The organism is Micromonospora sp. H61, assembly GCF_018070325.1.
In the GTDB taxonomy this organism is placed as follows: Bacteria; Actinomycetota; Actinomycetes; order Mycobacteriales; family Micromonosporaceae; genus Micromonospora; species Micromonospora salmantinae.
In genome coordinates this window covers 12,692-37,817 of the sequence record NZ_JAGPXY010000009.1, presented here as the reverse complement: position 1 = coordinate 37,817, position 25,126 = coordinate 12,692, and the positions used below count along the sequence as shown (strand labels likewise).

24 protein-coding genes are annotated in these 25,126 nt (G+C 70.2%); 1 reads left to right on the top strand and 23 read right to left on the bottom strand.

Annotated features, from left to right (window positions below; all coding sequences use genetic code 11):
- Positions 1–10 precede the first annotated feature (10 nt).
- From KBX08_RS07180 to KBX08_RS07095, 18 genes are all read right to left on the bottom strand, one after another.
- On the bottom strand, positions 11–934 hold the full coding sequence (locus tag KBX08_RS07180) for a hypothetical protein (protein ID WP_210781792.1): 924 nt from the start codon (positions 932–934) through the stop codon (positions 11–13).
- A 99-nt stretch (positions 935–1,033) separates the two neighbouring features.
- A complete protein-coding gene (locus KBX08_RS07175) occupies positions 1,034–2,011 on the bottom strand; it encodes a carbohydrate kinase family protein (protein WP_210781791.1) in 978 nt (325 codons plus the stop codon).
- A 15-nt stretch (positions 2,012–2,026) separates the two neighbouring features.
- Positions 2,027–3,472, bottom strand: coding sequence for an adenosylhomocysteinase (ahcY, locus tag KBX08_RS07170; protein ID WP_210781790.1), 1,446 nt, complete (start codon positions 3,470–3,472; stop codon positions 2,027–2,029).
- Between the two features lie 106 nt (positions 3,473–3,578).
- A complete protein-coding gene (locus KBX08_RS07165; protein ID WP_210781789.1) occupies positions 3,579–5,042 on the bottom strand; it encodes a peroxidase family protein in 1,464 nt (487 codons plus the stop codon).
- Positions 5,043–5,196: 154 nt separating this feature from the next.
- Positions 5,197–6,582: an acetyl/propionyl/methylcrotonyl-CoA carboxylase subunit alpha gene (locus tag KBX08_RS07160; protein WP_210781788.1), complete on the bottom strand. Its 1,386-nt coding sequence runs from the start codon at positions 6,580–6,582 to the stop codon at positions 5,197–5,199.
- A gap of 4 nt (positions 6,583–6,586) precedes the next feature.
- A complete protein-coding gene (locus KBX08_RS34370) occupies positions 6,587–7,024 on the bottom strand; it encodes a biotin/lipoyl-containing protein (RefSeq protein WP_151496891.1) in 438 nt (145 codons plus the stop codon).
- Positions 7,011–8,672 carry an acetyl-CoA carboxylase carboxyltransferase subunit alpha gene (locus tag KBX08_RS07150; RefSeq protein ID WP_210781787.1) on the bottom strand — a complete coding sequence of 554 codons (1,662 nt, stop codon included), beginning with the start codon at positions 8,670–8,672 and terminating at the stop codon, positions 7,011–7,013. Before KBX08_RS07150 ends, KBX08_RS34370 begins: the two co-directional genes overlap by 14 nt.
- The gene (locus KBX08_RS07145; RefSeq protein ID WP_112626174.1) at positions 8,669–9,139 is read right to left on the bottom strand and encodes an SRPBCC family protein; all 471 of its coding nucleotides are present in this window, start codon (positions 9,137–9,139) and stop codon (positions 8,669–8,671) included. Before KBX08_RS07145 ends, KBX08_RS07150 begins: the two co-directional genes overlap by 4 nt.
- 4 nt (positions 9,140–9,143) lie before the next feature.
- Complete coding sequence (locus KBX08_RS07140) at positions 9,144–9,401, bottom strand: acyl carrier protein (RefSeq protein ID WP_210781786.1); 258 nt, start codon at positions 9,399–9,401, stop codon at positions 9,144–9,146.
- Entirely contained in the window at positions 9,398–9,862 is a 465-nt protein-coding gene (locus KBX08_RS07135; protein ID WP_210781862.1) for a cupin domain-containing protein, read from the bottom strand. Before KBX08_RS07135 ends, KBX08_RS07140 begins: the two co-directional genes overlap by 4 nt.
- Entirely contained in the window at positions 9,862–10,869 is a 1,008-nt protein-coding gene (locus KBX08_RS07130; RefSeq protein ID WP_238690777.1) for a methyltransferase, read from the bottom strand. Before KBX08_RS07130 ends, KBX08_RS07135 begins: the two co-directional genes overlap by 1 nt.
- Positions 10,866–11,207 carry a TcmI family type II polyketide cyclase gene (locus tag KBX08_RS07125; protein ID WP_112581708.1) on the bottom strand — a complete coding sequence of 114 codons (342 nt, stop codon included), beginning with the start codon at positions 11,205–11,207 and terminating at the stop codon, positions 10,866–10,868. The genes KBX08_RS07130 and KBX08_RS07125 overlap by 4 nt, the downstream gene beginning before the upstream one ends.
- 4 nt (positions 11,208–11,211) lie before the next feature.
- A complete protein-coding gene (locus KBX08_RS07120; protein ID WP_210781785.1) occupies positions 11,212–12,834 on the bottom strand; it encodes an FAD-dependent oxidoreductase in 1,623 nt (540 codons plus the stop codon).
- The gene (locus KBX08_RS07115) at positions 12,827–13,153 is read right to left on the bottom strand and encodes an antibiotic biosynthesis monooxygenase (RefSeq protein WP_210781784.1); all 327 of its coding nucleotides are present in this window, start codon (positions 13,151–13,153) and stop codon (positions 12,827–12,829) included. The genes KBX08_RS07120 and KBX08_RS07115 overlap by 8 nt, the downstream gene beginning before the upstream one ends.
- A gap of 15 nt (positions 13,154–13,168) precedes the next feature.
- Positions 13,169–14,227 carry a methyltransferase gene (locus tag KBX08_RS07110; RefSeq protein WP_210781783.1) on the bottom strand — a complete coding sequence of 353 codons (1,059 nt, stop codon included), beginning with the start codon at positions 14,225–14,227 and terminating at the stop codon, positions 13,169–13,171.
- A complete protein-coding gene (locus KBX08_RS07105; RefSeq protein WP_210781782.1) occupies positions 14,224–15,444 on the bottom strand; it encodes a ketosynthase chain-length factor in 1,221 nt (406 codons plus the stop codon). The genes KBX08_RS07110 and KBX08_RS07105 overlap by 4 nt, the downstream gene beginning before the upstream one ends.
- On the bottom strand, positions 15,441–16,703 hold the full coding sequence (locus KBX08_RS07100) for a beta-ketoacyl synthase (RefSeq protein WP_091394937.1): 1,263 nt from the start codon (positions 16,701–16,703) through the stop codon (positions 15,441–15,443). The genes KBX08_RS07105 and KBX08_RS07100 overlap by 4 nt, the downstream gene beginning before the upstream one ends.
- A gap of 81 nt (positions 16,704–16,784) precedes the next feature.
- Positions 16,785–17,573: an AfsR/SARP family transcriptional regulator gene (locus tag KBX08_RS07095; protein WP_307850467.1), complete on the bottom strand. Its 789-nt coding sequence runs from the start codon at positions 17,571–17,573 to the stop codon at positions 16,785–16,787.
- 232 nt (positions 17,574–17,805) lie between these two features.
- On the opposite strand from KBX08_RS07095, the gene metK reads away from it, so the two are divergent.
- Positions 17,806–18,993: a methionine adenosyltransferase gene (gene metK, locus KBX08_RS07090; protein WP_210781780.1), complete on the top strand. Its 1,188-nt coding sequence runs from the start codon at positions 17,806–17,808 to the stop codon at positions 18,991–18,993.
- A 66-nt stretch (positions 18,994–19,059) separates the two neighbouring features.
- Here metK and KBX08_RS07085 read toward each other — a convergent pair whose 3' ends face one another.
- From KBX08_RS07085 to KBX08_RS07065, 5 genes are all read right to left on the bottom strand, one after another.
- The gene (locus KBX08_RS07085) at positions 19,060–19,758 is read right to left on the bottom strand and encodes a response regulator transcription factor (protein WP_181539555.1); all 699 of its coding nucleotides are present in this window, start codon (positions 19,756–19,758) and stop codon (positions 19,060–19,062) included.
- Between the two features lie 128 nt (positions 19,759–19,886).
- Positions 19,887–21,008 (bottom strand): ScyD/ScyE family protein, encoded by a 1,122-nt coding sequence (locus KBX08_RS07080; RefSeq protein ID WP_210781779.1) that lies wholly within the window; start codon positions 21,006–21,008, stop codon positions 19,887–19,889.
- A gap of 88 nt (positions 21,009–21,096) precedes the next feature.
- Complete coding sequence (locus KBX08_RS07075; RefSeq protein WP_210781778.1) at positions 21,097–23,172, bottom strand: multicopper oxidase family protein; 2,076 nt, start codon at positions 23,170–23,172, stop codon at positions 21,097–21,099.
- A gap of 105 nt (positions 23,173–23,277) precedes the next feature.
- Positions 23,278–23,937 carry a response regulator transcription factor gene (locus KBX08_RS07070; protein ID WP_238690774.1) on the bottom strand — a complete coding sequence of 220 codons (660 nt, stop codon included), beginning with the start codon at positions 23,935–23,937 and terminating at the stop codon, positions 23,278–23,280.
- Positions 23,934–25,052 (bottom strand): sensor histidine kinase, encoded by a 1,119-nt coding sequence (locus tag KBX08_RS07065; RefSeq protein ID WP_210781777.1) that lies wholly within the window; start codon positions 25,050–25,052, stop codon positions 23,934–23,936. Before KBX08_RS07065 ends, KBX08_RS07070 begins: the two co-directional genes overlap by 4 nt.
- Positions 25,053–25,126: the final 74 nt, after the last annotated feature.

The following is a 25,126-nucleotide window of genomic DNA, read 5'->3' as shown; positions in this document are numbered from 1 at the left end:
GACCGTCGGGTCAGGTCACGGTGAGCTGCTCCGCGAGCACCGTCGCGACGCGGCTACGGGCCTCGGTGTCCCGCCGGACCGACCAGCTCAGCTCCAGGTGAATGAAGACGGCGTCCAGTGCCGCCGCCGCCCGGCCCTGCTCGTTGGTCTTGCCCTCAAGTTGGCCGCACTTCTTCACCCATGCCCGGCAGGTGTTCAGCCCGGCCCCGGAGAGGCCGTCCGCGATCCGGCGGGCCACCGGGGTCACCGGAGCCGAACCGGTCGACACCACCGCGTCGGACGTGGGCAGGTTCCGGTCGGCGAAGCCGTGCAGTTGAATCTGGTCGAGGCCGTTGTCGGCGAACTCGGTCGCCAGGGCGTGGAACAGCGACCGGTCATTGTGGGCAACGTCCGCGTCGCCGTCGGCGGCCTGCCGGTGGGCCCCAGCGACCAGCAGCACGCTGGCCGGTGCCTTGCGGTACAACACCAGCCCCAGCTTCTCCGTGTTGATGTCGAAGCCGGGGTGCGGCACCTCGATCACCGTGCGCGGGGTCGTGCTCCGGTCCACCAACACGGCACCCCAGGAACGGTCGTCGGACCCGTCGGCGAGGTAGAGGCTGAACGGCCGGCCGGTGACCGGGTCCGCCCCGTGGTAAGCCCGGAAGCCGAGGTCGTCGAAGACCCGATCCAGGTCGGCGCCGGCGTCCGGCTCGGTGACCAGCGATCGCGCTGCCCGCTGGGCCGCCGCCCGCTCCCCCGCGTCCGGGTCACGGTAGGGATTGTCCCGGGAGAGGCCCGCGGTCAGCTCGTCGATCAGAAGCTCAGGATCGGGCCCTCGCTGCTGTTCGGACTTCGGCTCGGCGTCGGCGCACGCCCCCGCCCCGAGCAGTGCCAGCGTCGCCGCCGCGAACAGTCCCCGGCGAGTGGAACTCGGAGCCGGAAGCGGTGTACGCACACGTGCAGGCTATCCGATCATCCCGGAGAGTCCGCTCCGGCTCGTTCCGACGCGGCACCGAACCTCGCGCGCCGCGTCCGCCTCGGCCGGCTGGCCCGGTCAGACCCGAGCCAGCCCCAGCGCCCGCACGTCGACAGCGACGTCCGGGCCGTAGGAGTCGGCGATGCGGCGCTCGAAAGCGTCGGCGTCGACCGTGTATTCCTGCGGGCCCTCGACCTCCAGCACGTGCGCCGCCAGTACGCAGCCCACCTGTGCCGCGCGCTCGATGGGCAGGTCGGCGGCGAGCGCGGCGAAGAAGCCGGCCCGGAAGCCGTCGCCGACGCCGGTCGGGTCGACGATGCGGCCCACCCGCGCCGCCGGGACCAGGAAGTCACCCTCCTGCCCGGTGACGCGTACCCCGTTGGCGCCGAGGGTCACGACCCGCACGCCCACGCGGCGCAGGATGTCGTCCTCGCTCAGCCCGGTCTTCGACTCCAGCAGCGCCGCCTCGTACTCGTTCGTCAACAGGTAGCGAGCGCCGTTGATCATCGCCTCGATGTCGGCCGACGGCATCCGGGCCAGCTGCTGTGACGGGTCGGCCGCGAAGGGCAGGCCCAGCCGGCGGCAGGCGGCGGCGCGGGCGAGCATCGTTTCCGGGTTCTCCGCGGCGACGATGACGAGCCCGAGCCCGCCGGCCCGCGCGGCGACACCGTCGAGGCTGATCCGGTCGGGCTCACCCATCGCGCCGGGATAGAACGACGCGATCTGGCAGAGGTCGGTGTCGGTGGTGCAGATGAACCGGGCGGTGTGTGCGACGGAGCTGACCTGCACCTCCGAGCAGTCGACCCCGTGCCGCTCCAGCCAGCTGCGGTAGTCGCCGAAGTCGCCGCCGACCGCACCGAGCAGCACCGACCGGTGCCCGAGTTGAGCGAGCCCGAAGGCGATGTTGGCAGCGACCCCGCCGCGACGGACGACCAGGTCGTCGACGAGGAACGAGAGCGAGACGGTGTCGAGGCTGCCGGCGATGAGCTGCTCGGCGAACCGCCCCGGGAAGCGCATCAGATGGTCGGTCGCGATCGAGCCGGATACGGCGATCATGCGGGGCGGGCCCTCTCAGTAGCGGTAGTGGTCGGGCTTGTACGGCCCCTCGACCGGGACGCCGAGGTAGTTGGCTTGTTCCTTGGTCAGTTCGGTGAGGCGGACACCCAGCGCGGAGAGGTGGAGTCGGGCCACCTTCTCGTCCAGGTGCTTCGGAAGGGTGTGGACACCGATCGGGTACTGGTCGGTGCTGGTGAACAGCTCGATCTGCGCGATGGTCTGGTTGGCGAAGCTGTTCGACATCACGAAGCTCGGATGCCCGGTGGCGTTGCCAAGGTTCAACAGCCGACCCTCCGACAACACGATGATCGAGTGGCCGTCCGCGAACCGCCACTCGTCCACCTGCGGCTTCACAGTGACCCGCTCGACGTCCCCGCGCTTCGCGAGACCGGCCATGTCGATCTCATTGTCGAAGTGGCCGATGTTCCCCACGATCGCCTGGTGCTTCATCCGCGCCATGTGCTCGTTGGTGATGACGCTGAAGCAGCCCGTCGCGGTCACGAAGATGTCGGCGGTCTCGACCACGTCGTCGATGGTCGCGACCTGGTAGCCGTCCATCGCCGCCTGCAGGGCACAGATCGGGTCCACCTCGGTCACGATGACCCGCGCTCCCTGACCACGCAGACTCTCGGCACAGCCCTTACCGACGTCGCCGTAGCCGAACACCACGGCGACCTTGCCACCGATCAGCACATCGGTGGCCCGGTTGATCCCGTCGATCAACGAGTGCCGGCAGCCGTACTTGTTGTCGAACTTGCTCTTGGTCACCGAGTCGTTCACATTGATCGCCGGGAACAGCAGGTTTCCCGCCTGCTGCATCTCGTACAGCCGGTGCACGCCGGTCGTGGTCTCCTCGGTCACCCCCTTGATCCCGGCGGCGACCCGCGTCCAGCGGCGGTTGTCCTCCCGCAGCGACCGCGTCAACACACCGAGGATGACCTCGTACTCCTCCGAGTCGGCGCTCTCCGGCGACGGGACCGCCCCGATGGCCTCGAACTCGGCGCCCTTGTGCACCAGCAGTGTGGCGTCACCACCATCGTCGAGGATCATGTTCGGGCCCTGCCCGTCCGGCCAGAGCAGCACCTGCTGGGTGCACCACCAGTACTCGTCGAGGGACTCGCCCTTCCAGGCGTAGACCGGCACACCCGCCGGGGCGTCCGGGGTGCCGGTCGGGCCGACCACGATCGCCGCCGCCGCGTGGTCCTGGGTGGAGAAAATGTTGCAGGACGCCCACCGGACCTGCGCGCCGAGCGCCACCAGCGTCTCGATCAACACCGCCGTCTGGATCGTCATGTGCAGCGAGCCGGTGATCCGCGCACCCTTCAACGGCTGCCGCGAGGCGAACTCCCTCCGGATCGACATCAGACCCGGCATCTCATGCTCGGCCAGTTCGATCTCCTTACGCCCGAAGGCCGCCAACGAAAGATCCGCCACCTTGAAATCGCTGAAGTCGCCAGTCATGTCCGCACCCTCCCGCACCAGTGTCGAGGACCGTTGGAGTCCCGTTCAACCGCGCCCGTGCTCCACACACCGGGCCGCCCCGGGCCCGGGTGCGGAGCACGCGCCGTCAGGAGTTGCGACTGGCCGGGTCGACCCGGGCGTACGTGAGCAGGTCGGCCATCGTGAACTGGCCCGAGAAGCGGGCCGGCAGGGTCGGACGCCAGTTGGGCTGCACCTTCAGGTAGCTGGCCGGGTCGAGCTGGGCGATGCCGATGAGCACCTCCGCCACGATTCGCCCACCTACCGCGCCCAGTGAACCGCCGCCGGCCTGGAGCTGTGCCTCCTTGAGGAGGTAGTAGAAGAGCGGGGTGTTGGAGTCCAGGCCGAGGCCGTACCCACTGAGCTCCGGGAAGTTGAAGCTGCCGAGTGCCGGTGCCCCGATGTGTGCGGCGATCCGCTGGCCCGACGGGATGCCGAAGGTGAGCTGACGGAGCAGGTCACGTCCGAGCAGGTTGGCCGACGGGGAGCCGGACGGCGGCGGTGGCAGCGGGAAGCCGAACAAAGGCGTCGAGTTGCGGACGTCGACCCACTTGCTCCAGCGCACCTGGCCGTCGAAGAACTGGAACCAGAACTGGTGGTCGAGGTAGCGGCGGGCGGCCCGCTTCCCACCGCGCAGGTCGGCCGGGTCGGCGCCGCTCAGCGCCGGGTCGAAGAGCATGGCGTAGAACTCGTCGCCACCGTTGCCGGTCCGGTTGACCAGGTAGGCCGGTCGTGGCTGGCTGTGGCCGAAGCGGAACGCCGCCGCGGTGAACTCGACCGGGATGAACGTCGCGTTCGGCTCCGGCTTGTAGAAGCGGCGACCGCCGTTGAGCACTGTGAAGACAGTGCCCGGGCCGGCGATCAGCGGGAGGAACTCGTTGAGCACGATCCACTGGTAGTGCCAGGTGACGAGTTGCCGGGCGGCGCCGAAGACCTGCGCCGCCGGGGTGCCCTGTGCGCGCACCAGGTCGACCACCCGGTTGTGGAAGAGGATGAACGCGGCCGTGATCTGCGCGATCGGCAGGTTCTCGTCGTTGCGGACGTCGAAGACGATCGCCCTGCCACTGGAGTTACGCGGCAGGTCCTCGAAGCGCCCGCCCGACTCGATCTTGAGTTTGGCGGGATCGGCGGAGTTGTACAACTCCGGGTTTCCGGTCGGCCCACCACCGTAGAGCGAGTCGAGGTCGAGGGCCGGCGTCCGGGGGTTCGGCACAGTGGTCGGGTCGACCGGCGTGCCCAGCGGCGCCGTCGTCTCGAAGGCCAGGTCGTGGTCGACGAACTGCCCGAAGTACGTCATGCCCTGCGGGATCGAGAAGTTGTCGGGGTTGTTGATGCTGTGCTGCTGCTGGTCGGCGAGCGCCTCCGCGCCGACGCTGAGCGGGTCGCGGGCGTCCATCGGGCCGCCGACGCGCGACAGGTCGATCAGCGCGTTCCGCATCTGGGTCGTCGCGGACCCGAATGCCGGCAGCGACGGGAACATTCGGCCGAACCGGTTGGAGAACGCGGCCGCCGCCGGCGTCGCGTCGAGCAGGACTCCCCCGGTGCCGGCCACGAGCGCCCCCGCGCCGACTCCGGCCAATAATCGCCGTCGGCTGACACCTCGAGAAGCGTTGTCAATTGCCATGTCGGCCACCTTCCGTCCGCGGGCGCCCGCGTGGACGCACGGGCCGCAAACCCGCGAACCGGCAGCAGTGTGAACCCTTCGGTTAGTGGCGCCCTGGAGCTTCGGTGGTGTCCGGCTGGAGGCCGGTGAGCATGGTGTCGACAAGCGAGGTGTCGTGTTTCGCGGCGCGGAACAGCGGGTGGTCGAGCGTCGATCGGAGGAAGTCCCGGGTGGTCGCCACACCAGGCCCTTCGATGGCGCACTCGTCGAGCGCCCGGGCCATCCGGGCCAGGGCCTGGGTGCGGTCCGGCGCCCAGACGACCACCTTCGCGAGGAGGGAGTCGTAGTCGGCCGGGACCCGGTAGCCGGCGTACCCGTGCGTGTCGACCCGGACGAACGGGCCGGCGGGCAGGTCGAAGCGGGTCAGCTCACCCGGCGTCGGTACGAAGCCGCGCGCCGGATCCTCGACGTTGAGGCGACACTCGATCGCGGTACCGCGCGGCGTCACGTCGGCCTGGGTCAGCGCCAGCCGCTCGCCGGCCGCGACGAGGATCTGTTGCCGCACCAGGTCGACGCCGGTCACCAGCTCGGAGACCGGGTGTTCGACCTGGAGCCTGCAGTTGACCTCCATGAGGTGGAAGTCGTCCCCACCGCCGACCAGGAACTCGAAGGTGCCCGCGCCCACGTAGCCGACACCGAGCGCGCCGGTGACCGCGGCGGCGGTCATCCGGTCGACCATGTGTTGCGGCAACCCGGGCGCGGGCGACTCCTCGATCAGCTTCTGGTGACGCCGCTGCACCGAACAGTCGCGCTCGCCGAGGTGGATTCCGTTGCCGTAGCGGTCGGTGAGCACCTGCACCTCGACGTGGCGGGCCGACTCCAGGTAGCGCTCGATGTAGACCCGGTTGTCGCCGAAGAGCAGCTGTGCCTCGGCCCGCGCGGACGCGAACTCGCCCAGGAACGAGGCCGGGTCGCGGACCACCCGTACGCCCCGACCGCCGCCACCGGCGACCGCCTTGATGATCAGCGGGAAGCCGATCTCGTCGGCGACCGCGCGGGCGTGGGCCGCCGACTCGACGGCGTCGGTAGTGCCGGGGAGCACGGGTAGGCCGAGGCCCGCCATGATGCCCCGCGTCCGGGCCTTGTCGCCCAGCGCGGCCATCACGGCGGGCGGCGGCCCGATGAACGTGATCCCGTCGGCCTCGCAGATCTCGGCGAAGTCCGGGTCCTCGGAGAGGAATCCGTAGCCCGGGTGGATGGCGTCGGCTCCCGTGCGGCGGGCCGCCTCGATGATGGCCGGGGCGCTCAGGTAGCTGCGCCGGCTGGGACCGGGCCCGATCTGGACGGCTTCGTCGGCCAGCCGCACCACCGCCGAGTCCCGGTCGACGGTCGAGTAGACCGCCACGGTACGCAGCCCCATCTCCCGGCAGGTCCGGGCGATCCGGACCGCGATCTCGCCCCGGTTGGCGATCAGCACCGACTCGAACACTGGGTCAGCCCTCCGACACAGCTAAGGCGATCAACCGTTCGCCGTACTCGACCGGGGTCGCGTTGGGCACCAGCACCTTCACGACCTCGCCCGCGCGGTCGGCTTCGACCGGGATCATCATCTTCATCGCTTCGAGGATCGCGACCTGCTGGCCGGGCACGACCTGGTCGCCCTCACTGACGAACGGGTCAGCGCCTGGCGACGGCGCGAGGTAGAGCGTCGCGACCATCGGTGCGCACACGTAGTGCAGACCGGCGTCGGCCTCCACCGGCGGGACCGCCGGGACCGCCGCCACCCCGGGTGCGCCGTCCGGCCACTCCACCTCGACCACCAGGTCGCCGTGCTGGAGCCGCGCACGGCGGACCGGACCTGGCGTCGACCCGATCAGCCGCGCGAGACTGCGGACCGCGGCATCCAGCGGGTCGGCGTTACCCTCCGGCATTCGTCAAACCTCCGATCTGTCGGAAGCGGGCCCGGCGCTGGGCCCGCACCTCCTCGCGGCTGAGACCGGCCAACTCCGCGAACGCGTCGACAACCGCCCGGTGCACGGCCGAGGCGGTCGCCCCGGGATCGGCCGGTGCCCCGCCGGGTGGTTCGGGAACCACCCCGTCGACGATGCCGAGCGCCAGCAGGTCGCCGGCCTGGAGCTTGAGCTGCGCGGCGGCCTCGTCGGCCCGACCGGAGTCGTTCCAGAGGATCGCCGCGCAGCCTTCCGGGCTGATCACCGAGTACGTCGCGTTGGCGAGCATCAGCACCCGGTTGCCGACGCCGAGGGCGAGGGCACCTCCGCTGCCGCCCTCGCCGGTCACGATCGCGACGACCGGAACCGTCAGCCCGGCCATCAGCCGGATGCTGTCGGCGATGGCGAGGGCCTGCCCGTTCTCCTCCGCCGAGATGCCGTGGTAGGCGCCGGGCGTGTCGATCAGCGTCACGATCGGCGTGCCCAGCTTCTCGGCCAGGCGCATCAGCCGGGCCGCCTTGCGATAGCCGGCCGGTGTGGCCATGCCGAAGTTGCGGCTGGCCACCTCGGCGACCGTGTGGCCCTTCTGGTGGCCGATCACCACTGTGGGTCGGCCGTCGATCAGGCCGACGCCGCCGACGATCGCCGGGCAGTCACTCGCCAGGCGGTCGCCGTGCAGCTCCACGAAACCGTCCACGAAGTGGCCGATGTAGTCGAGTGTGGACGGTCGACCGAGATCGCGGGACAGCGCCACGACCGCCCACGGGTCCGCCGACTCGGAAGGCGCGGTCGCCCGTACCGGGTGAGGATCCGGCGCGGACCGGTCGGCCCCCGCGAAGGCCAGCAGCCGGCCGATGGTCGGCCGCAGGTTCGAGCGGGGCACCAGGTCGTCGAGCATGCCGCGGGCGAAGAGGTACTCGGCGGTCTGGAAGCCGGCCGGCAGTGGCTGACGTAGCGTCTGCTGGATGACCCTCGGCCCGGCGAAGCCGAGGCGCGCTCCCGGCTCGGCGAGAATGACGTCGCAGAGCGTCGCGAACGACGCCGCGACGCCACCGTAGGTCGGGTCGCTGACCAGCGAGATCGTCAGTACCCCGGCCTCGTCGAGGGCTCCGAGCGCCGCGCTCGTCTTGGCCATCTGCATGAGCGACAGCACGCCCTCCTGCATCCGGGCGCCGCCGGAGGCGCTGACGATCAGCAGCGGCGTACGGGTTTCGAGCGCCAACTCGGCCGTCCGGGTGATCCGCTCACCGACGCCGGAGCCGAGGCTGCCGCCGAGGAACCGGAAGTCCATGACCGCCGCTATCAACGGCTGCCCCTCGACAGTGCCCCTGACGCAGACGACCGCCTCGTCGAGCCCGGTGCGCCGGCGGGCGGCCTCGATCCGTTGCGGGTAGGGCAGGGTGTCGACGAACCCGAGCGGATCACCGAAGGCGCCGACCGGTGGCAGCTCCTCGACCGAGTCGAGATCGAAGAGCTGCTCGATCCGCTGGTGCGCGGTGACCTGGTCGTGGTGGTCGCACTCCGGGCAGACGCCCAGGTTGCGCTCGACCCGGCGCTGGTAGAGCAACGCCCGGCAGCCCGGGCAGATCAGCCAGCTCTTGCCGACGGGCGTGTTGACGGTGGCGGTCATGACTGCCCGCGTTCGGCCGCGGCCTTCTCCACGATCTCCCGGATGCGTGCCTGCTGCTCACGTGTGGTCCGGTTGAGGTGGGCGGTCATGCCCTCGTCGTCGGCGTGCCCGCCCGGCCGCATCTCGAAGTCCTGTACCCACCGCATCCGCACGCCGCCGTCCGGGATCTCGGTGTATTCCCAGAACAGGTTCATGTACTTGAAGGCGCCCGTCTCCAGCCGCCGTGCCCGGACCACCCGGTCGCTGCGGTCGGGCACCCGCTCGGAGACCCAGCTCCAGACCCGGCCGGCCGGGTCGGGGTGCATGGTCAGCCGGAAGACGACGGCCCCGTCGGCGGACGTCGAGAGCACTTCGGTGCTGGCGTACTCGCTGAACAGGGAGGGCCAGTTGGGGATGTCGTTGGTCAGGTCCCAGACGAGGTCGAACGGTGCGTTGATGACGACCGCGTTGTCCGTGTGTCCGGCCATGGGGTCACCGATCCGCGAGTCGTTGGTTGATGTAGTCGACGGCGAGCCGCGGCGTCTTCATGATCGACACGGCGTCGTCGGGGATGCGGACCTCGTACTCCTGCTGCACCCGCGCCGCCAGCTCCAGCAGCGCGAGCGAGTCGTAGCCGAGGTCGTCGAACGGCGCGTCGAGCGTCGCCGGATCGGCCCAGTCGGTCTGCTCGACCACGCCGGAACTGGTCTCCAGGATCCGACGCAGGTCGTCGAGGGTCAGCTGGCTCATGAGTTTCCTCCCGTCGGTCGCTGCCACCCGTCGCGCACGCCGCCGACCTGTGGCACCGGCGACTCGGGGTGCGGGACCTCCTCGGTGTCGACGTGGCCCAGCTCGGGGCGCGGCGCGAGCGGGCTGATCTGGAACACGATCAGCGCGGTCTCGCCACCGGCGTTGACGATGCGGTGCCGCTGGCCGCGACGGACCATGAGAGCCTCGTCGGGCGCGAGCTTGACCTCCGCGCCGTCGACGCGGATCACGACCTCGCCGCGCACCAGATAACAGAACTTGTCCGAGTACGGGTTGTACTGCTCCGCCAGGAACTCGCCCGGCTCCAGGCGGACCGTGCCCATGAAGCCCTCCGTCGCGTCGACGGTCTTCGGGCTGAGCAGGATCCGCACCTCGCCGCCGATCCGGTTGATGCCGGGCACGTCGGTGGCGGCGACCTTCACGATCGGTTGCCGATGCATGATCATCCCTTCTCTGCGACGAGCACTCGGAACGGCAGGTCCGTCGGGTGGACGGTGGCCGGGCCGAAGCCCGCCGCGGCGAGCGCCCGGTTGTAGGCGGCGACGGAGTGCGACTCCCCCTCGAAGGTCCAGACCAACATCAACACCGAGAAGAGGTACGGCGCCGGGTCCAGTGCCGGCGACTCGTCGCCAGTGGTGAACCCGACGATGACCAGCCGGCCACCCGGCTTGACCACGGAACCGAGGCGGTTCACCAGTTCGTGCACCCGCTCCTCGGAGAAGTGGTGGGTGACGTTGGTGAGCAGCACGACGTCGTACGGGCCGCCGAGATCGGTGGTGAACATGTCACCCGGCAGGAACGACGCCCTGTCGCGCACACCGAGCCGCTCGGCGTGCTTCTCCGTCACGGCGAGCACGTTGGGCCAGTCCAGCGAGGTCACCGCCGCCTGTGGGTTGTGCTGCGCGAGGGTGTAGCCGTAGACGCCGTGGCCGCAGGCGACGTCGAGGATGTCGAGTTCGGCGCGCTCCTTCGTCCACGGCGCGAGCGCCTCGGCCATCACCTCGGCGGTCGGCTGGGCGACCTTCGTCGCGTACGCGGCGAAGTCCTCCCAGTAGGTGTACTCCGGGGTCTCGGCGTGCACGTCGAGCACTGTGCCGCCGGCCCGTACGGCGGCGCTGAGGTCGCGCAACGCGTCCCACTCCCAGTCGCTCGACATCACCTTGACCATGCCGCCCAGGTAGTCCGGACGGGTGCTGACCAGGTGGTCGGCGGCCGCCGGGGTGAGCGAGAAGTGCTCGCCGGTCCGGTCGGTGAGACGGATCGCGGTGAGCGCGTCGAGCAGGATGCGCGCGCCCCGCGGGTGGATGCCGAGCTTCGGAGCGAGCCCGCTGGCCGTGGCCGGGCCCGCGGCGAGCGCGTCGAACACACCCAGCTCGACAGCGGTACGCAGCAGGCTCGTCTTCTTGTATGCCTGCATCATGTCGTTGATGTCGCGGCGGGTCAGCGTCACGTGATGCTCCCTGTCTCGGGGCTCCAGGTGTAGAAGGGCGTGGCCTTCGAGTCCTGCAACTCGGTCATGCTGTCCGGCGCGTAGCGCTGCAGGTAGGCCGAGAGTCGGCGGTTGACCTCCTGGAAGTCCGCTCGGGCTCGGGCCGCGAGGAGCTTGTCGAAGACGTCGGTGTCGGCCTCGAGCAGGTGCATGTAGAGGTCCTGGTACTGGAAGAGCGTGCGCCGCGAGATGCCGACGACGTACGGCATGTCGCCCTTGTCGTGCTCGGCGAAGAGCTCGGCGACCGCGTCGGCGTGACCGGGGGCCATCCGCATGACCATGAGGGCGCGGTAGGACATGTGCTCACGCTCCCCGCAGGATCGTGGCCAGGGCGGCGGCAAGGGTCTGCGCCCGGTCGTCGACCGGGCCGGCGCTGCGCCAGGCGACGATGCCATCGGGGCGTACCAACAGCGCCCCGCCGGGGCCGACCCCACAGCTCGCGAGCCACGAGCCGTCGTCGGCGAGGTCACCGTCGGGGCCGGCGGTCAGCGCCTTGATCGGAAGCCCGGTCTCCGCCGAGACCGCCTCGGCCGCCGCGAGCCAGGCGTCGTCGCCCGGAGCAGTGGCCAACGTCCAGCCCTCGGTCAGCACGTCGATCGTGGAGACCCGAGCGCCGTCGTGGTCGACCCAGCCGTGCGGGGCACGCGATCCGGGTTGGCCGGTGAAGGTCAGCTCGCGGGGCAGCAGCTCGGTGTCGGCGGGCGCGCCGACGATCGCGTTGGAGGTGTACCGGTAGCCCATCGTCACGATGACGAAGTCCCGGTAGGCGGCCTTGTCCTCGTCGGCGAGCTGACCCCGGGTGCGGAAGAGCATCCACGCCTGGTCGGCGGTCGCCGCGCCGACCGGACGACGCTCGGCTTCGTAGGAGTCGAGCAGGCTCTCGTCGGCTCGCCCCTGAAGGACGTCGGCGAGCTTCCACGCCAGGTTGTGCGCGTCCTGGATGCCGGCGTTGACACCGAAGCCGCCGGCCGGCGGGTGGGCGTGGCAGGCGTCGCCGGCGAGGAAGACCCGCCCCGCCTGGTACGCGTCGGCGACCATGTGCCGCGCGTCCCAGGGCTGGGCCGACTCGACCTCGACCTCCAGCTCGGGGTCACCGGCCGCGATCCGGGCCAGCTCGACGCACCGTTCCGGGGTGAAGTCGGCCGGCGACTGTCCCCGCTCGGGGTAGTAGTTGACGCCGAACATCCACCGCCCCGGCTCGATGAAGAGCAGCAAACCCTGGGCCAGCTGGTTCATCAGGTAGATCAGCGTGAAGCGTGGTGCCGACTCGGGCAGGTCGACCTTGGCGCGGAAGATGATGCTGACGAAGTTCCCGGCGACACCGTTGCTGCGGTTTCCGATCTGGAGCAGTTCGCGGACCGGGCTCTTCACGCCGTCGGCAGCGACGACGTAGCGCGCCCGGATCGTGCGCGTCGTACCGTTGTCGTTGACTGTCGCGGTCACCCCGTCAGGGTCCTGGGTCAGCCCGATCAGCTCGTTCTGGAAGCGGATCTCCGCGCCCGCCTCGACGGCGGCGTCGTAGAGCAGCGGCTCGTAGTGGTCCTGGCCGCACCAGATCGGCCAGCTCGGCGTGAACTTGTCGTAGTCGACGTCGTGCGCCTCCATGACGAACGACTTGTGGAGGTCGGCCAGGGACTGGGCGCCGAGCATGACCAGTGGCGTGGCGCGGCCGGCGCGGACGAGGTCGAGTTCGGCGCCCGGCCCGACGATCTTCATGCCGGCCTGCTGCACGGCCGGCTCCAGGCCGACGGTGCGGAAGATCTCCACAGTGCGGGCGTGCAGGCCGGTCGCGCGGGGGATCGTCGACAGCCGAGGCCGACGTTCGACAAGGATCGGCCGGATCCCCTTGCGGGCCAGGAAGAGCGCGGTCGACAAACCGACCGGGCCGCCGCCGACGATCAGGACGTCGGTGCTTCCGTCAGACATGAGCGTCCTCCGTGTAGACGACTTTGTAGAGGTGGCGTTCCGGCGTGGCGATCGCGCGTACCTCGCCGAAGTGGGGGTGGACCTCGGGGTTCTGGAGCATCGCCGTGAAGTGCTCTTCGCTCTTCCACTGCGCGTAGTTGACGACCCGGGTCCCGTCGAGGCTGGCGTGGATGTTCGCCGACACGAACCCGTCGACCTTGGACATCACCGCGTCGGTCGCCTCGATCAGGATGTCGACGAGCTTCTGCTGGTTGGCCGGCTCGACGGTGAAGACGTTGACCATCGTCACGACCGGCTGGTCGATGCCGATGTGTGCCATTGCGGGCTTCCTTTCCTAGATCGGACGCGCTTCGAGCAGGGCCCAGCCGCGGGATGCGGGGGTGTTGACCAGCTCGAAACCGGACGCGGTGAACAGCGCCTGCCATTCGCGGAGGTCGCGCTCCTTGCCGCCGAAAAGCACCAGCATGTCGATGTCGATGATCTTGGCGTGGTCCCACTGGTTGCGCGGCGGCACGATCTGGTCGATCGCGATGAGGCGGGAGTCGGCGTCGCCGATCGCCGCGCGGATCCGACGTAGCAGCGTGACGCAGGTGTCGTCCGGCCAGTTGTGGACGATCGACTTCAGGATGTACGCATCCGCGCCGGCCGGCAGTTCGTCGGTGAAGAAGTCGCCGCCCCGCACCTCGACCCGCTCGGTGACACCGTGCTCCTTGAGCAGCGGTTCGGCATCGGCCACGACCTCGGGCAGGTCGAAGAGGACACCGGTGCCCTCGGGATGACGCTGGAGCATCTTTGCCAGGAAGTAGCCGTTGCTGCCGCCGATGTCGGCGATCCGGCCGAACCGCTCGGGCGCCAACTCCGCCGCGAACCGGTCGGCGAGCCGCCGGCTCCAGTGGGCCATGAAGCCCTCGAAGAACCGGTTGGCCTCCGGGTGGGCCTGGAGGTAGTCGTAGAAGCCCATGCCGAAGACCTTGTTGAAGGCCGGCTCGCCGGTGCGGACGCTGTGCAGGATCTCCGCGTACGGGAGGCGGTTGAAGTCGGCGCCGCTGAACTGCACCATCGGCCGCAGCCCGCCGATCCGGGCCGACGTCAGCCCTTCGCCGAGCGGGGTCAGCGCGAACGACCCGTCCTCCTGCTCGTCGAAGATGCCGACCGCGCAGGCCGCGCGCAGGATCCGCCGCAGCGCGTCCTCGTGCGACTCGGTCGCCGCCGCCAGTTGGGCGACCGGCACCGGTCCGTCGACGAGCAGGTCGGCGACGCCGAGTTCGGTGACCACGTAGATCACGTTGGCGATCTGTTTGGCGCTTCCCAGCACCGCGATCTGCCGTTCACGCAGGTCGAGTGCCTGCTGCTCGTCGAAGTTCGCGACGGCGGCGAGGCTGGCGTCGGTCATCGTCCATTCCTTTCGTCGGTCACGACCATGGCCGCGTTGAACCCGCCGTAGCCCCTGGCGAGGACGAGCGCCGCGCGTACGGGTGTCTCCCGCGCGACGTCGCGCACCAGGTCGAGGTGCAGGCCCTCGGCCGGCTGGCGGATGTTTGTGGTGGGCGGGATGACACAGTGCCGGATCGACAGCAGCGCGGAGACGAGGTCGAGCGCCGCCCCGCCCGAGTAGAGCCGGCCGGTCATCGTCTTGGGCGCGGTCACCGGCACCCCACGTGGGCCGAAGACCGCGGTGATCGCCTCGGCCTCGACGCGGTCGAGCTCCGCGACACCGGCGCCGTCGGCGAAGACGACGTCGATGTCGGCCGGTGTGAGACCGGCGTCGGACACTGCCATCTCGGCCGCCCGACGCAGACCCGGCGGACGGCCGGAGCCGGGCCGGGGGTCGAACGTGGCGCCGTAACCGGCGATCACCCCGTAGACGGCGGCCCCGCGCCGGGCAGCGGCGTGTTCGTCCTCCAACACGAGGATCGCCCCGCCCTCGCCCGGCACGTAACCCGACGCGTTGGCGTCGAACGGCAGGTAAGCCGTGGCCGGATCACGCCCCGTACTGAGGAGACCGTTGGCGAGCTGGGCGGTCCAGCCCCACGGACAGAGCGACGCGTCGACGCCGCCGGTCATCACGAGCTGCACGCCCTTGCGCACCTGGCGCCGGGCCTGCGCCACCGCGTCGAGCCCGCCCGCCTGCTCGGTGACGAGCACGCCGGTCGGCCCACGCATCCCGTGGCGGATGGAGATCTGGCCGGTGTTGACAGCGTAGAACCAGGCGAACGACTGGTAGGCGCTGACGTGCTCGGAGCCCTTGCTCCAGAGCTTCTCCAGCTCACGATGGCCGAACTCGAAGCCGCCCGACGCGCTGGCCGTGACGACACCCATGCCGAACTCGGGCAGCGCCGACGGGTCGACCGACGCGTCGGCCAGCGCCCACTGCGCCGCCGTCAACGACAGCCGGGTCATGTGGTCCGTCTGCGCCATCAGCCGGCTCGGGATGTGATCGGCCGCCTCGTACCCGGGCACCTCGCCGGCCAACTGGGCGGGATAACCCGAGGGGTCGAAACGGCTGATCGGCCCGATGCCACCCACCCCGGCGACGGTGGCCGCCCAGAAGGCGTCGCGGCCCAACCCGTTGGGCGCGGCCACCCCGACCCCGGTGACGACAGTGGTCATGCCACACGCGCCAGGAGCATCGCGCTCTGGAAGCCGCCGAACCCGCTGCCCACGCTCAACACCACGTCGGTCTGCTGCTCACGGGCGGTGAGCGGCACGTAGTCGAGGTCGCACTCCGGGTCGCGTTCGTGCAGGTTGGCCGTCGGCGGCACCGCCCCGTGCTTGATCGCCAGAGCCGAAGCCGCGATCTCGATCGAGCCGATGGCGCCGAGCGAGTGGCCGATCATCGACTTGATCGAGCTGACCGGGGTGCGGTACGCGTGGTCACCGAGGCTCCGCTTGAACGCCGCAGTCTCGTGCCTGTCGTTCTGCTTCGTACCCGAACCGTGCGCGTTGATGTAGTCGACGGCGTCGCCGGGCAGCCGGGCGTCGGCGAGCGCCACCCGGATCGCCTCGGCCATCTCCCGCCCGTCGGGCCGCAGGCCGGTCATGTGGAACGCGTTGGAGCGCGAGGCGAACCCGACCAGCTCGGCGTAGATCTGCGCACCTCGCCGGCGGGCGTGCTCGAGCTCTTCGAGGACGAACATCGCCGAACCCTCGCCGAGAACGAACCCGTCGCGACTGTTGTCGAACGGCCGCGAGGCGTGCGTCGGGTCGTCGTTGCGGGCCGTGGTCGCCTTGATCGCGTCGAAGCAGGCCACGGTGATCGGCGAGATCGGGGCGTCGGTCGCGCCGGCGATCATCACGTCGGCCGAGCCCTCCCGGATCAGCTCCCGGGCGTGGCCGACCGAGTCGAGGCCCGACGTGCAGCCGGTCGAGACCACAGTCGCCGGACCCTCCGCCCCGACCGACCACGCCACCTCGCGGGCGAACGAGCTCGGTACCAGATAGTCGTAGAGGTGCGGGGTGGCGTACCGGTGGTCGGTCAGCCATTTCCGGCCGCCGTCGCTGACCACGACGTACTCCTCTTCGAGGCTCATCGTGGCCCCGACCGCCGTGCCGACGCTCACGCCGACCCGGGTCGGGTCGGCGACCTCGAAGCCGCTGTCGGCCAGCGCCTCCCGGGTGCAGACCACCGCCATCTGGGCCGCCCGGTCCATCCGGCGGACCTCCTGCGGCGACAGTCCCTCGGCGACCGGGTCGAAGTCGGCCTCCGCGGCCACCCGCGACCGGAAGGGGGTGGCGTCGAAGAACGACAGGGTACGGGTGGCCGTGCGGCCAGCGGTCAACAGTTCCCAGAACGCCTTGGTGCCCAGTCCACCGGGGGCGATGACGCCAATCCCGGTGATGACCACCCGACGGTCGGATGTGCTCGTCATGGAAGACCTCCTGGCCGCGATGTCCGTGTGAAAGCTAGGGACGGCCGGTCGAACGGCGCTGGAGCGTCGGTCGAGGGCCTGTCACGAGGCCCTGGCGAGCCCCGGGCGCAGTGGCCCGCCGGCGGCCAACACCTCCCGCTGGAGCCGCTGGAGGTCAGGCGAAGGGTCCAGGCCCAACTCCTCACTGAGCACCCGGCGCAGGTGGTGGTACGCCTGCAACGCCTCACCACGGCGCCCGGAGCGGTTGAGCGCCACGATGAGCTGGCGGTGGAACCACTCGTTGAGCGGGTACGTGCCCACGAGATAGCGCAGCTCGCCGATCAACTCGCGGTGGCGGCCGAGCGTGATGTCGGCCTGGATGCGCAGCTCCAACGCCCGGATCCACTGCTCCTGGAGGTGGATCGCGTGCGCCTCCAACGCCGGCCCGAACGTCACGTTGGCGCCCACCGGCCCCGTCCACATGGCCAGCGCCCGCCGCAGCACCTCGGCGCCCTCCTCGGGCCGGTCCGACTCGATGTGCGAACGGCCCTGGTCGAGCATCGTCTCGAACACCTCGGCGTCGAGCTGGCCCGGCTCCACCCTGAGCAGGTAGCCGCGGGCACGGCTCTCCAGCACCGTCCGGTCCGGGGTCTCTATGCCCTCCTTCGCGAAGAGCTTGCGCAGGTGGTAGATGTAGGTCTGCACTGTGGTGACGGCGCTGCGCGCCGGATCGTCACCCCACAGCTCACGGATTATCGAGTCGACCAGAACGACCCGATTGGCCCGCATCACCAGCAGCGCCAACACGGTCCGCACCTTCGGCGGCGTCGGCGTGCAGATCCGGCCCTCGTGGATCACTTCCAGCGACCCGAGGATCTCGTACCTGACCACAGTGGTCCCCCCATTCCCCATAGCACTCGTCGAGACGCTCTCAAGCTATGGATGGGCGGAGGGTGTCGGAACGACCGCAGGTAGCGACATCGCGGGTTCTTCCGAGGATCGATGCGTGTCGAAAGTTGTACGGCGGATACCCCTTTGATCGCTCGATGCTTCCTCCAGGCAACCTCCACCAGGGGCGGGAAGACTCGCCGGGCCCCCACGCCCCTCGGGTTAGGAGTCACACATGTCGCGCCGCCTCTTCACCTCCGAGTCGGTCACCGAAGGTCATCCCGACAAGATCGCCGACCAGATCAGCGACGGGATCCTCGACGCGCTACTGGCGCAGGACCCGCACAGCCGGGTCGCCGTCGAAAGCCTGATCACCACCGGCCAGGTCCACGTCGCGGGCGAGGTCACCACGCAGGCCTACGCCGACATCCCGCGCATCGTGCGGGAAACGGTCCTGGGCATCGGGTACGACTCGTCGAAGAAGGGCTTCGACGGCGCCTCCTGCGGCGTCAGCATCTCGATCGGTGCCCAGTCGCCCGACATCGCGCAGGGCGTCGACACGGCGATCGAGCTGCGCGACGGTTCGTCCGGCGGTGGGCTCGACGCCCAGGGCGCCGGTGACCAGGGCATGATGTTCGGCTTCGCCTGCTCGGAGACGCCGGAGCTGATGCCGCTGCCGATCGCGCTGGCCCACCGGCTGGCCCGTCGTCTGGCCGCCGTCCGCAAGGACGGCACGGTGCCCTACCTGCGGCCGGACGGCAAGACCCAGGTCACCGTCGAGTACGACGGCCTACGCCCGGTCCGGCTCGACACCGTCGTGGTCTCCACGCAGCACGCCGCCCACATCTCCCTCGACGAACTGCTCGCCCCCGACATCCGGAACCACGTGATCACGCCGGAGCTGGAGGCGCTCGACCTCGACACCGAGGGTTACCGGCTGCTGGTCAACCCGACCGGTCGGTTCGAGATCGGTGGCCCGATGGGCGACGCCGGCCTGACCGGGCGGAAGATCATCGTCGACACCTACGGCGGGTACGCCCGACACGGTGGTGGCGCGTTCTCGGGCAAGGACCCGTCGAAGGTCGACCGCTCGGCGGCGTACGCGATGCGGTGGGTGGCGAAGAACGTGGTCGCCGCGGGCCTTGCCGAACGGTGCGAGACGCAGGTGGCCTATGCGATCGGGAAGGCCCACCCGGTGAGCCTGTTCGTGGAGACGTTCGGCACGGAGACGGTGCCGCTCGACCGCATCGAGAAGGCTATCGGTGAGGTCTTCGACCTGCGTCCGGCGGCGATCATCCGCGACCTGGACCTCCTGCGTCCGATCTACCAGCAGACGGCCGCCTACGGCCACTTCGGCCGTGAACTCCCGGACCTGACCTGGGAGCGCACGGACCGCGCCGCCGACCTCAAGGCCGCTTGTTGAGGAACGTCGCCGGTCGCCAGGGCCTGTTTCATAAGGGCGGTCGAGCCAGTTCTTATGAAACAGGCCCTAGAACGGCGGGCGGCGCGGGCGTGGCACCAACCGGTCGTGTGGCAGCGTCACCAGTGACGCTGCCACCGCCTTGTTGACCGCGTCGATGCGGGAGACCGCGCCGAGCTTCGCGAAGATGCGACGCAGGTGGCTCTTCACAGTGGCCTCGGTCAGGTCGAGTCGCCGTGCGATCTGGGCGTTGGTCATCGCCTCGGCCGCGAGTTGCAGGATCTCCAGCTCGACGGGGGACAGAATGGCGGACTCCGCGTTCTGCACCTGCACGAGGCTCTGACCGGAGACGGAGAGCAGCACCGAGCCGCTGCCGTCCCGGGCCTTGCGGATCGCGGCGACCAGCTCCTCACGGCCCACGCTCTTGAGCAGGTAGGCGCGAACCCCGGCGGCGATCAGACGGCGCAGCAGGTCAGGGCTGTCGTACATGCTGAGGATGACGACCGCGCTGTCGGGCGACACCTCACGGATGCGGCGCACCGTGACCACCGGGTCGTCGCCGGGAATCTCGACGTCGAGCAGCACCACGTCGGGGCGTTCCGACGCCGCCTTGGCGACCGCGGTGGCCGAGTCGCCCGCCTCGTCGACCACGTCGAGGTCGGCGTGCACCTCGAGCACCCAGCGCAGCCCCTCGCGGACGAGAGCGTGGTCGTCGACTATGAGGATGGTGGTGGCGCCGGCGGGAGACCCGCCGTCGGACCGCGTCAACCTAACCCCCAGACCCCATCCCCGCCGCCAGCGTGCACACGATTGGCACCGTATCGCGGACGTGTGACACCACAGCTATCGTGGCGTCCTCCCGACACGAAGAACGCCACGATTGCCGCGCGATTCCGTCAGTCTCGTATGGACAGACGGACCAACTCGCCGATGCCGAGGCCCTTGTTGGCGATGTAGAAGCTGCCGTCGGAAGCGATGGCGAACGACATCGGGGAGTCCAGTCCGGTACTCGCCAACTCCCGGCGGCTACCGTCGCGCTCCACCCGGATCAACGCGCCGGTGGAATCCCCGGAGCTGAGCCCGTTCTTCGCGATCTCCAGCACGACCAGTCGACCCCGCTTGTCGAACGCGATGTCGATGATGTTGGTGAAGCCGGTCGCGAAGATCGTCGGCTCCTGTCCGGGCACGAGCCGCCACACCCGGGCGCCGCCGTTCGGGAAGGGGTGCCCGGTCAGCTGTCCGATGTAGAAGGCGCCGTCCGGCCCACGGGTGATGGTGACCGGCACGAACTGGATCGGCGTCGTCGAGCCGGGCGGCAGACCCCACTCCGGCGGCGCGGGAACCTGCTCCTGCGGCCACACGTGTTCGGCAGTGACCACGCCACGACGGTCGATCTTCAGCAGGTCGTTGGCGGCCGCGTCGAGCGCGTAGACGTCACGCCCGTCGGCGACGACGGCGTACGGCTGGCTCTCCGGAATCACCCCGTCGGGGTTGTTCTGCCCCTCGAAGGCGGAGAGGTCGCCGACGACAGACCAGCGGCGCTTCCCCTCGACCCGGAGGATGGTTCCCATCGTGGCCCCGGCCGCACCGAGCAGGTCGCGCGAGACCGGGTCGGTGCTGTAGCCCATCGCCACCAGGAGCTTGCCCTGCCGATCGAAGGCCAGGTCGTGGGCACCGTAGACGGAGAAGCCGCCGCCGGTGCTACGCAGCGACGGCAGGCCCGTCACGACTCGCTTCTGCCAGCCGTGACGGACCGCCGTGATCGCACCGGTCGAGCCATAGCAGAGGTTGGTGCCGAACGTGCCGGGGATGCACACGTCGTCGCCGCCGAGCCCGGCCTCGGCGACGTAGACGATGCCGGCCCGGTCGATGGCGACACCGCGAGGGTTGTCGAGGTTGCGGGCGACGACGGTCAGTCGCCCAGTGGTCGAGGTGGCCGCTGTGGCGGGCGCGGCAATGCCGGCCACCAGTACCAGCGGCACAGCCAGCGACAACGTTCGTCGCATCGCGTCGAGCATGGGTTCTCCTCAGCATGCGGGGTTCGGATGCGAACGACGCTGCCGCCGTCGCCTCGAGGCCCGGTGGAGGAAGGCTCGACAGGTCCGCCTACTCCGGCTGGTTGGGAGTGCCCCGCCCCAGCTCATAGGGGGATGTCACGCCCTCGTAGGCGAGGTGCATCACCATGCCGTTGGCCGCGTGGTCGAGGTTGTGACAGTGGTCCATCCAGAGCCCCGGATTGTCCGCCTTGAAGCCGATTTCGTAGATCTCACCGGGGATCACGTCGAGGCTGTCGATCCACCACGGTGACCCGGTCGCGCGGACCCCGTTGCGGGACAGCACCAACGCGTGATGGCCGTGCAGATGCATCGGGTGGTTCTGGTGGCTGCGGTTGACGATCCGCACCTTGACCACGTCGTCCATCCGGACCATGAGCGTCGGCGTGTTGGGAAAGCTGTGCCCGTTGATGATCGGCACCAGGTGGAGGCCCCCGTTGTAAAACGACAGCCGGTCGTCGAGGAGCTGGGTGAACGAGCGGTCGTACGACGAGCCCGCGTCGAAGGGCCGGGAGCCGCCAGAGCCGTACGACAGCGGGTCGAACTGGTCCCCGTCGTCGACGATCTTCGGCGTCGAGGTGTCACCCGGTGGCGCCAGGACCAGCCCGGCGTCGCGGTTGGCGAGGTCGGTCAGGCGCACCGGGCCCGCCGGCATCGTGAACGTCACGTCGTAGCGTCCACCGGTCGCCAACCCGAACCGCGGGTCGGTCAGCGGGGTCGGACCGTTGACGTCGACCCCGTCGATCGCCGCCACCCGTACCGGCGTGCCGTTGACCGTCAGGGACCGCGGACGACTGTCGGTGGACGGGTTGTTGTCGGTGTTGATCAGACGCAGCCGCACCGGCGTGCCCGGGGCCACCTCCTGGCGCTGCAAGGTGTCACTGGTGCCGAACGAGACGATGTTGTCGTCGGGCGTACGCCACTCGTGGGCCTGCACGACGAAGTCCCGCTCGCCGGGTGGGGGGCCGTCGCGCGGCTCGACGATCAGCGCGCCGAACAGGCCCCGCCGGATCGCCTCCAGCGGGTTCTGGTGGGTGTGGTACCAGAAGGTGCCGACCTGCTCGGCGATGAACCGGTAGGTGAAGGTGCCGCCCGGCTCCACAGCGTTCTGCGTCGCGCCGGCCACGCCGTCCTCACCGTTGGGGACGTCGAGGCCGTGCCAGTGGATGGTCACGTTCTCGTCGGGGATCTCGTTGTGCAGCGTCACCTCGACGAGGTCGCCCTCACGGACCCGCAGCTCCGGCCCGGGCGACTGTCCGTTGTACGTCAGTGCCTTGATCTCGGCACCGGACGAGAGGCGTACCGTGGCGTTCTTCGCGGTCAGGGTGAATGCCTTGTTGGGCTTGCCGGTCCGCGGCCCGCGCAGCTCGTCGACCGAGGTCCCGCCATGACCACCGTGACCGATCGAGGGGCCGCCGCCGTAGTCGACGTTGTCGTGGGACGCCATGCTCATCCGGTCGGGCAGCCTGCTGCTCTGCGCCACGTAGGTGATGCCGGCGGCGACGACCAGCACCACGACGGCAGCCTGCGCTGTGGCGCGCAGGGCGCTGGCACGCCGGCCACGGCGTGCGAAGTCGGTAGCGGTGACGACCCGCAGGCGACGCCCCTGCCAGAACCACAGCACCAACACCGACAGCAGGATCGGCGCGGCGTGGGTCGCGATGTCGTCGAGGTAGGACGGGACCGGACGGGACACGTACGCGAAGTAGACGCCAATGACCGTCGCCACGGCCGTCACCTGGACCGGCACGACGAATCGGGGATCGGCGGCGGCGGCGCGCGTCTCGACGTCGACCGGTGCGTCGTCGCGGTTGGCCAGGGCGCGCAGGCCCGGCACGGTCCAGATGGCGACGGCCAGCATCGGCAACAGCAGGAGCGGCATCTGCACGATCACGCGGTTGTCGGCAAAGATCCAGTCGACGGCGAGCATCAGCCCGATCGCGACGCACTTGACGACCAGCACCACAAGCGCGGCGACGAGCAGACGCAGCAGCCGACGGGCGCTCTTGCGCAGCGCCTCGGGCGTCGGGCGCCAGGCCAGCCGCGTGGCGAGGATCGCCGCGGACAGCCAGATCAGGAACAGGACCCCGGCCAGGATCCCGTCGGCGTTCTCTCCGACCTCAAACATGACGCCAACATACGGAGGATGCGCACCACCCGGCATCCGTTGAGGAACGGCCGGTGCGTACGGCGATCGCCGTAGCCGGCACCGCCCGCGAAACAACTGCCGTAGTCAGCTGCCGGGCGCGACGAGCCCCGTCTGGTAGGCGAGAACGACGAGTTGCGCGCGGTCACGGACGCGGAGCTTGACCATGGCTCGATGGACGTGGGTACGGGCCGTGGCCGGGCTCATCGACAGCCTGCGCCCGATGTCCTCGTTCGTCAGCCCGTTGGCCACCAGGCTCATCACCTCGCGCTCGCGGTCGGTCAACACCGCCAGCCGGCCGCCGTCGACCGGCGTCGGCGCGACCTTGCTGACGAACGCGCTCACCAGCCGACTCGTCACCCGCGGCGAGATCAACATGTCGCCGCCGGCCACCACCCGCACTGCCTGACGCAGCTCGTCAGGCTCGATGTCCTTGAGCAGGAACCCGCTCGCGCCGGCGCGCAGCGCCTCGAAGACGTACTCGTCGAGCTCGAAGGTGGTCAGGACGATGACCCGCACGGCCGGGAACCGCTCGACGATCGCGGCCGTCGCCCGCACGCCGTCGAGCACCGGCATTCGCACGTCCATCAACACGATGTCCGGCCGGGTCGCGGCGACCATCTCGACAGCCTGGGCGCCGTTGGATGCCTCGCCGACCACCTCCAGGTCGTCGCTGTGGTCGAGCAGGCCCCGGAAGCCGGCCCGCACGAGTGTCTGGTCGTCCGCCAGCACCATCCGGATCGTCACGCTGTCTCCTCCACCTCGACCGGCAGCCGCGCGGCCACTCGGAACCCACCGCCCTGCGGCCGGGGCCCGGCCTCGAGCGACCCGCCGGCCGCCGTGGCCCGTTCCCGCATGCCGGCCACCCCGTGCCCCCGCCGGCTCGCCCCGGGCCCGACCCCGTCGTCGACGATCTCCACAGTGACGGCGTCACCCGCGTAGGCGATGGTGACGTCGACGGTCGTCGCTCCGGCGTGTTTGACAGTGTTGGTGATCGACTCCTGCACGATCCGGTAGACCGAGAGCGCCACCTCCGGCGGGATCGGGCGCGGGGTGCCGGCGATTCCCGACCGCACCTTCACGCCGGCCTGTTCGGCGACCGCGAAGACTCGCGCCAGATCGGGCACCTCCCCGGCGTCGCGGAGCATGCCGATCGCCGAGCGCACCTCGTGCATGGCGTCGCGTGCCGCGCCCCGGATGCTCCGCAGCGCGGCCCGCGCCTCGGCCGGCTTGCTGTCGAAGATGTCGTCGGCGAGGCTCGCCTGCACACTGATCGCGGCGATCGTGTGACCGAGTACGTCGTGGACCTCGCGGGCGATGCGGAGCCGCTCCTGGGCGACCTCGTGTTGACGCTCCTGGCGCATCACGGCGAGACGCTGCTGCGCCTCGGCCAGCCGGTCCCGGCGGGTGCGGATCGTCTCGGCGAGCAGCACCACGGCCGCGAGCAGCGAGCCCTCTTCGAGGGTGGCCGAGAGGGCGGGAAAGAAACCCTCGCCGAGCAGCGTGTACCGCATGATCAGCTCAAGGACGACGAAGAACCCGGCGACGACGAGCGCCCAGGTGAACCGGCCGGCGGCCGCCACGGAGAAGAGGGCGGCGGCCAGCGGGAGTGCGGGCGGGATGCCCGGGTACTCGAGCGCGTAGTAGATCATCAGCGCGGTGACCGAGCCGACCAGCACCAGCAGCGGCCAGCGGCGCCGGAAGACCAGCAGCAGCCCGATCACCGCGCCGATCGCGTAGGCGCGCGCGTCCGGCGGCCGGGCGCCGGGCTCGTCGGCGACCCGGATCGCCACCGCCACGACGGCCGCGACGACGACCGCGACGAGGGCATCGATCGCGGTTCGTCTGACGGCCGGGTTCATGTCCGCAACGGTACGACGCGCGCACGGTCCGTTAGCGAGGGCCCCTTCCCAACCGGAAACCGTCAGCAAGGGGC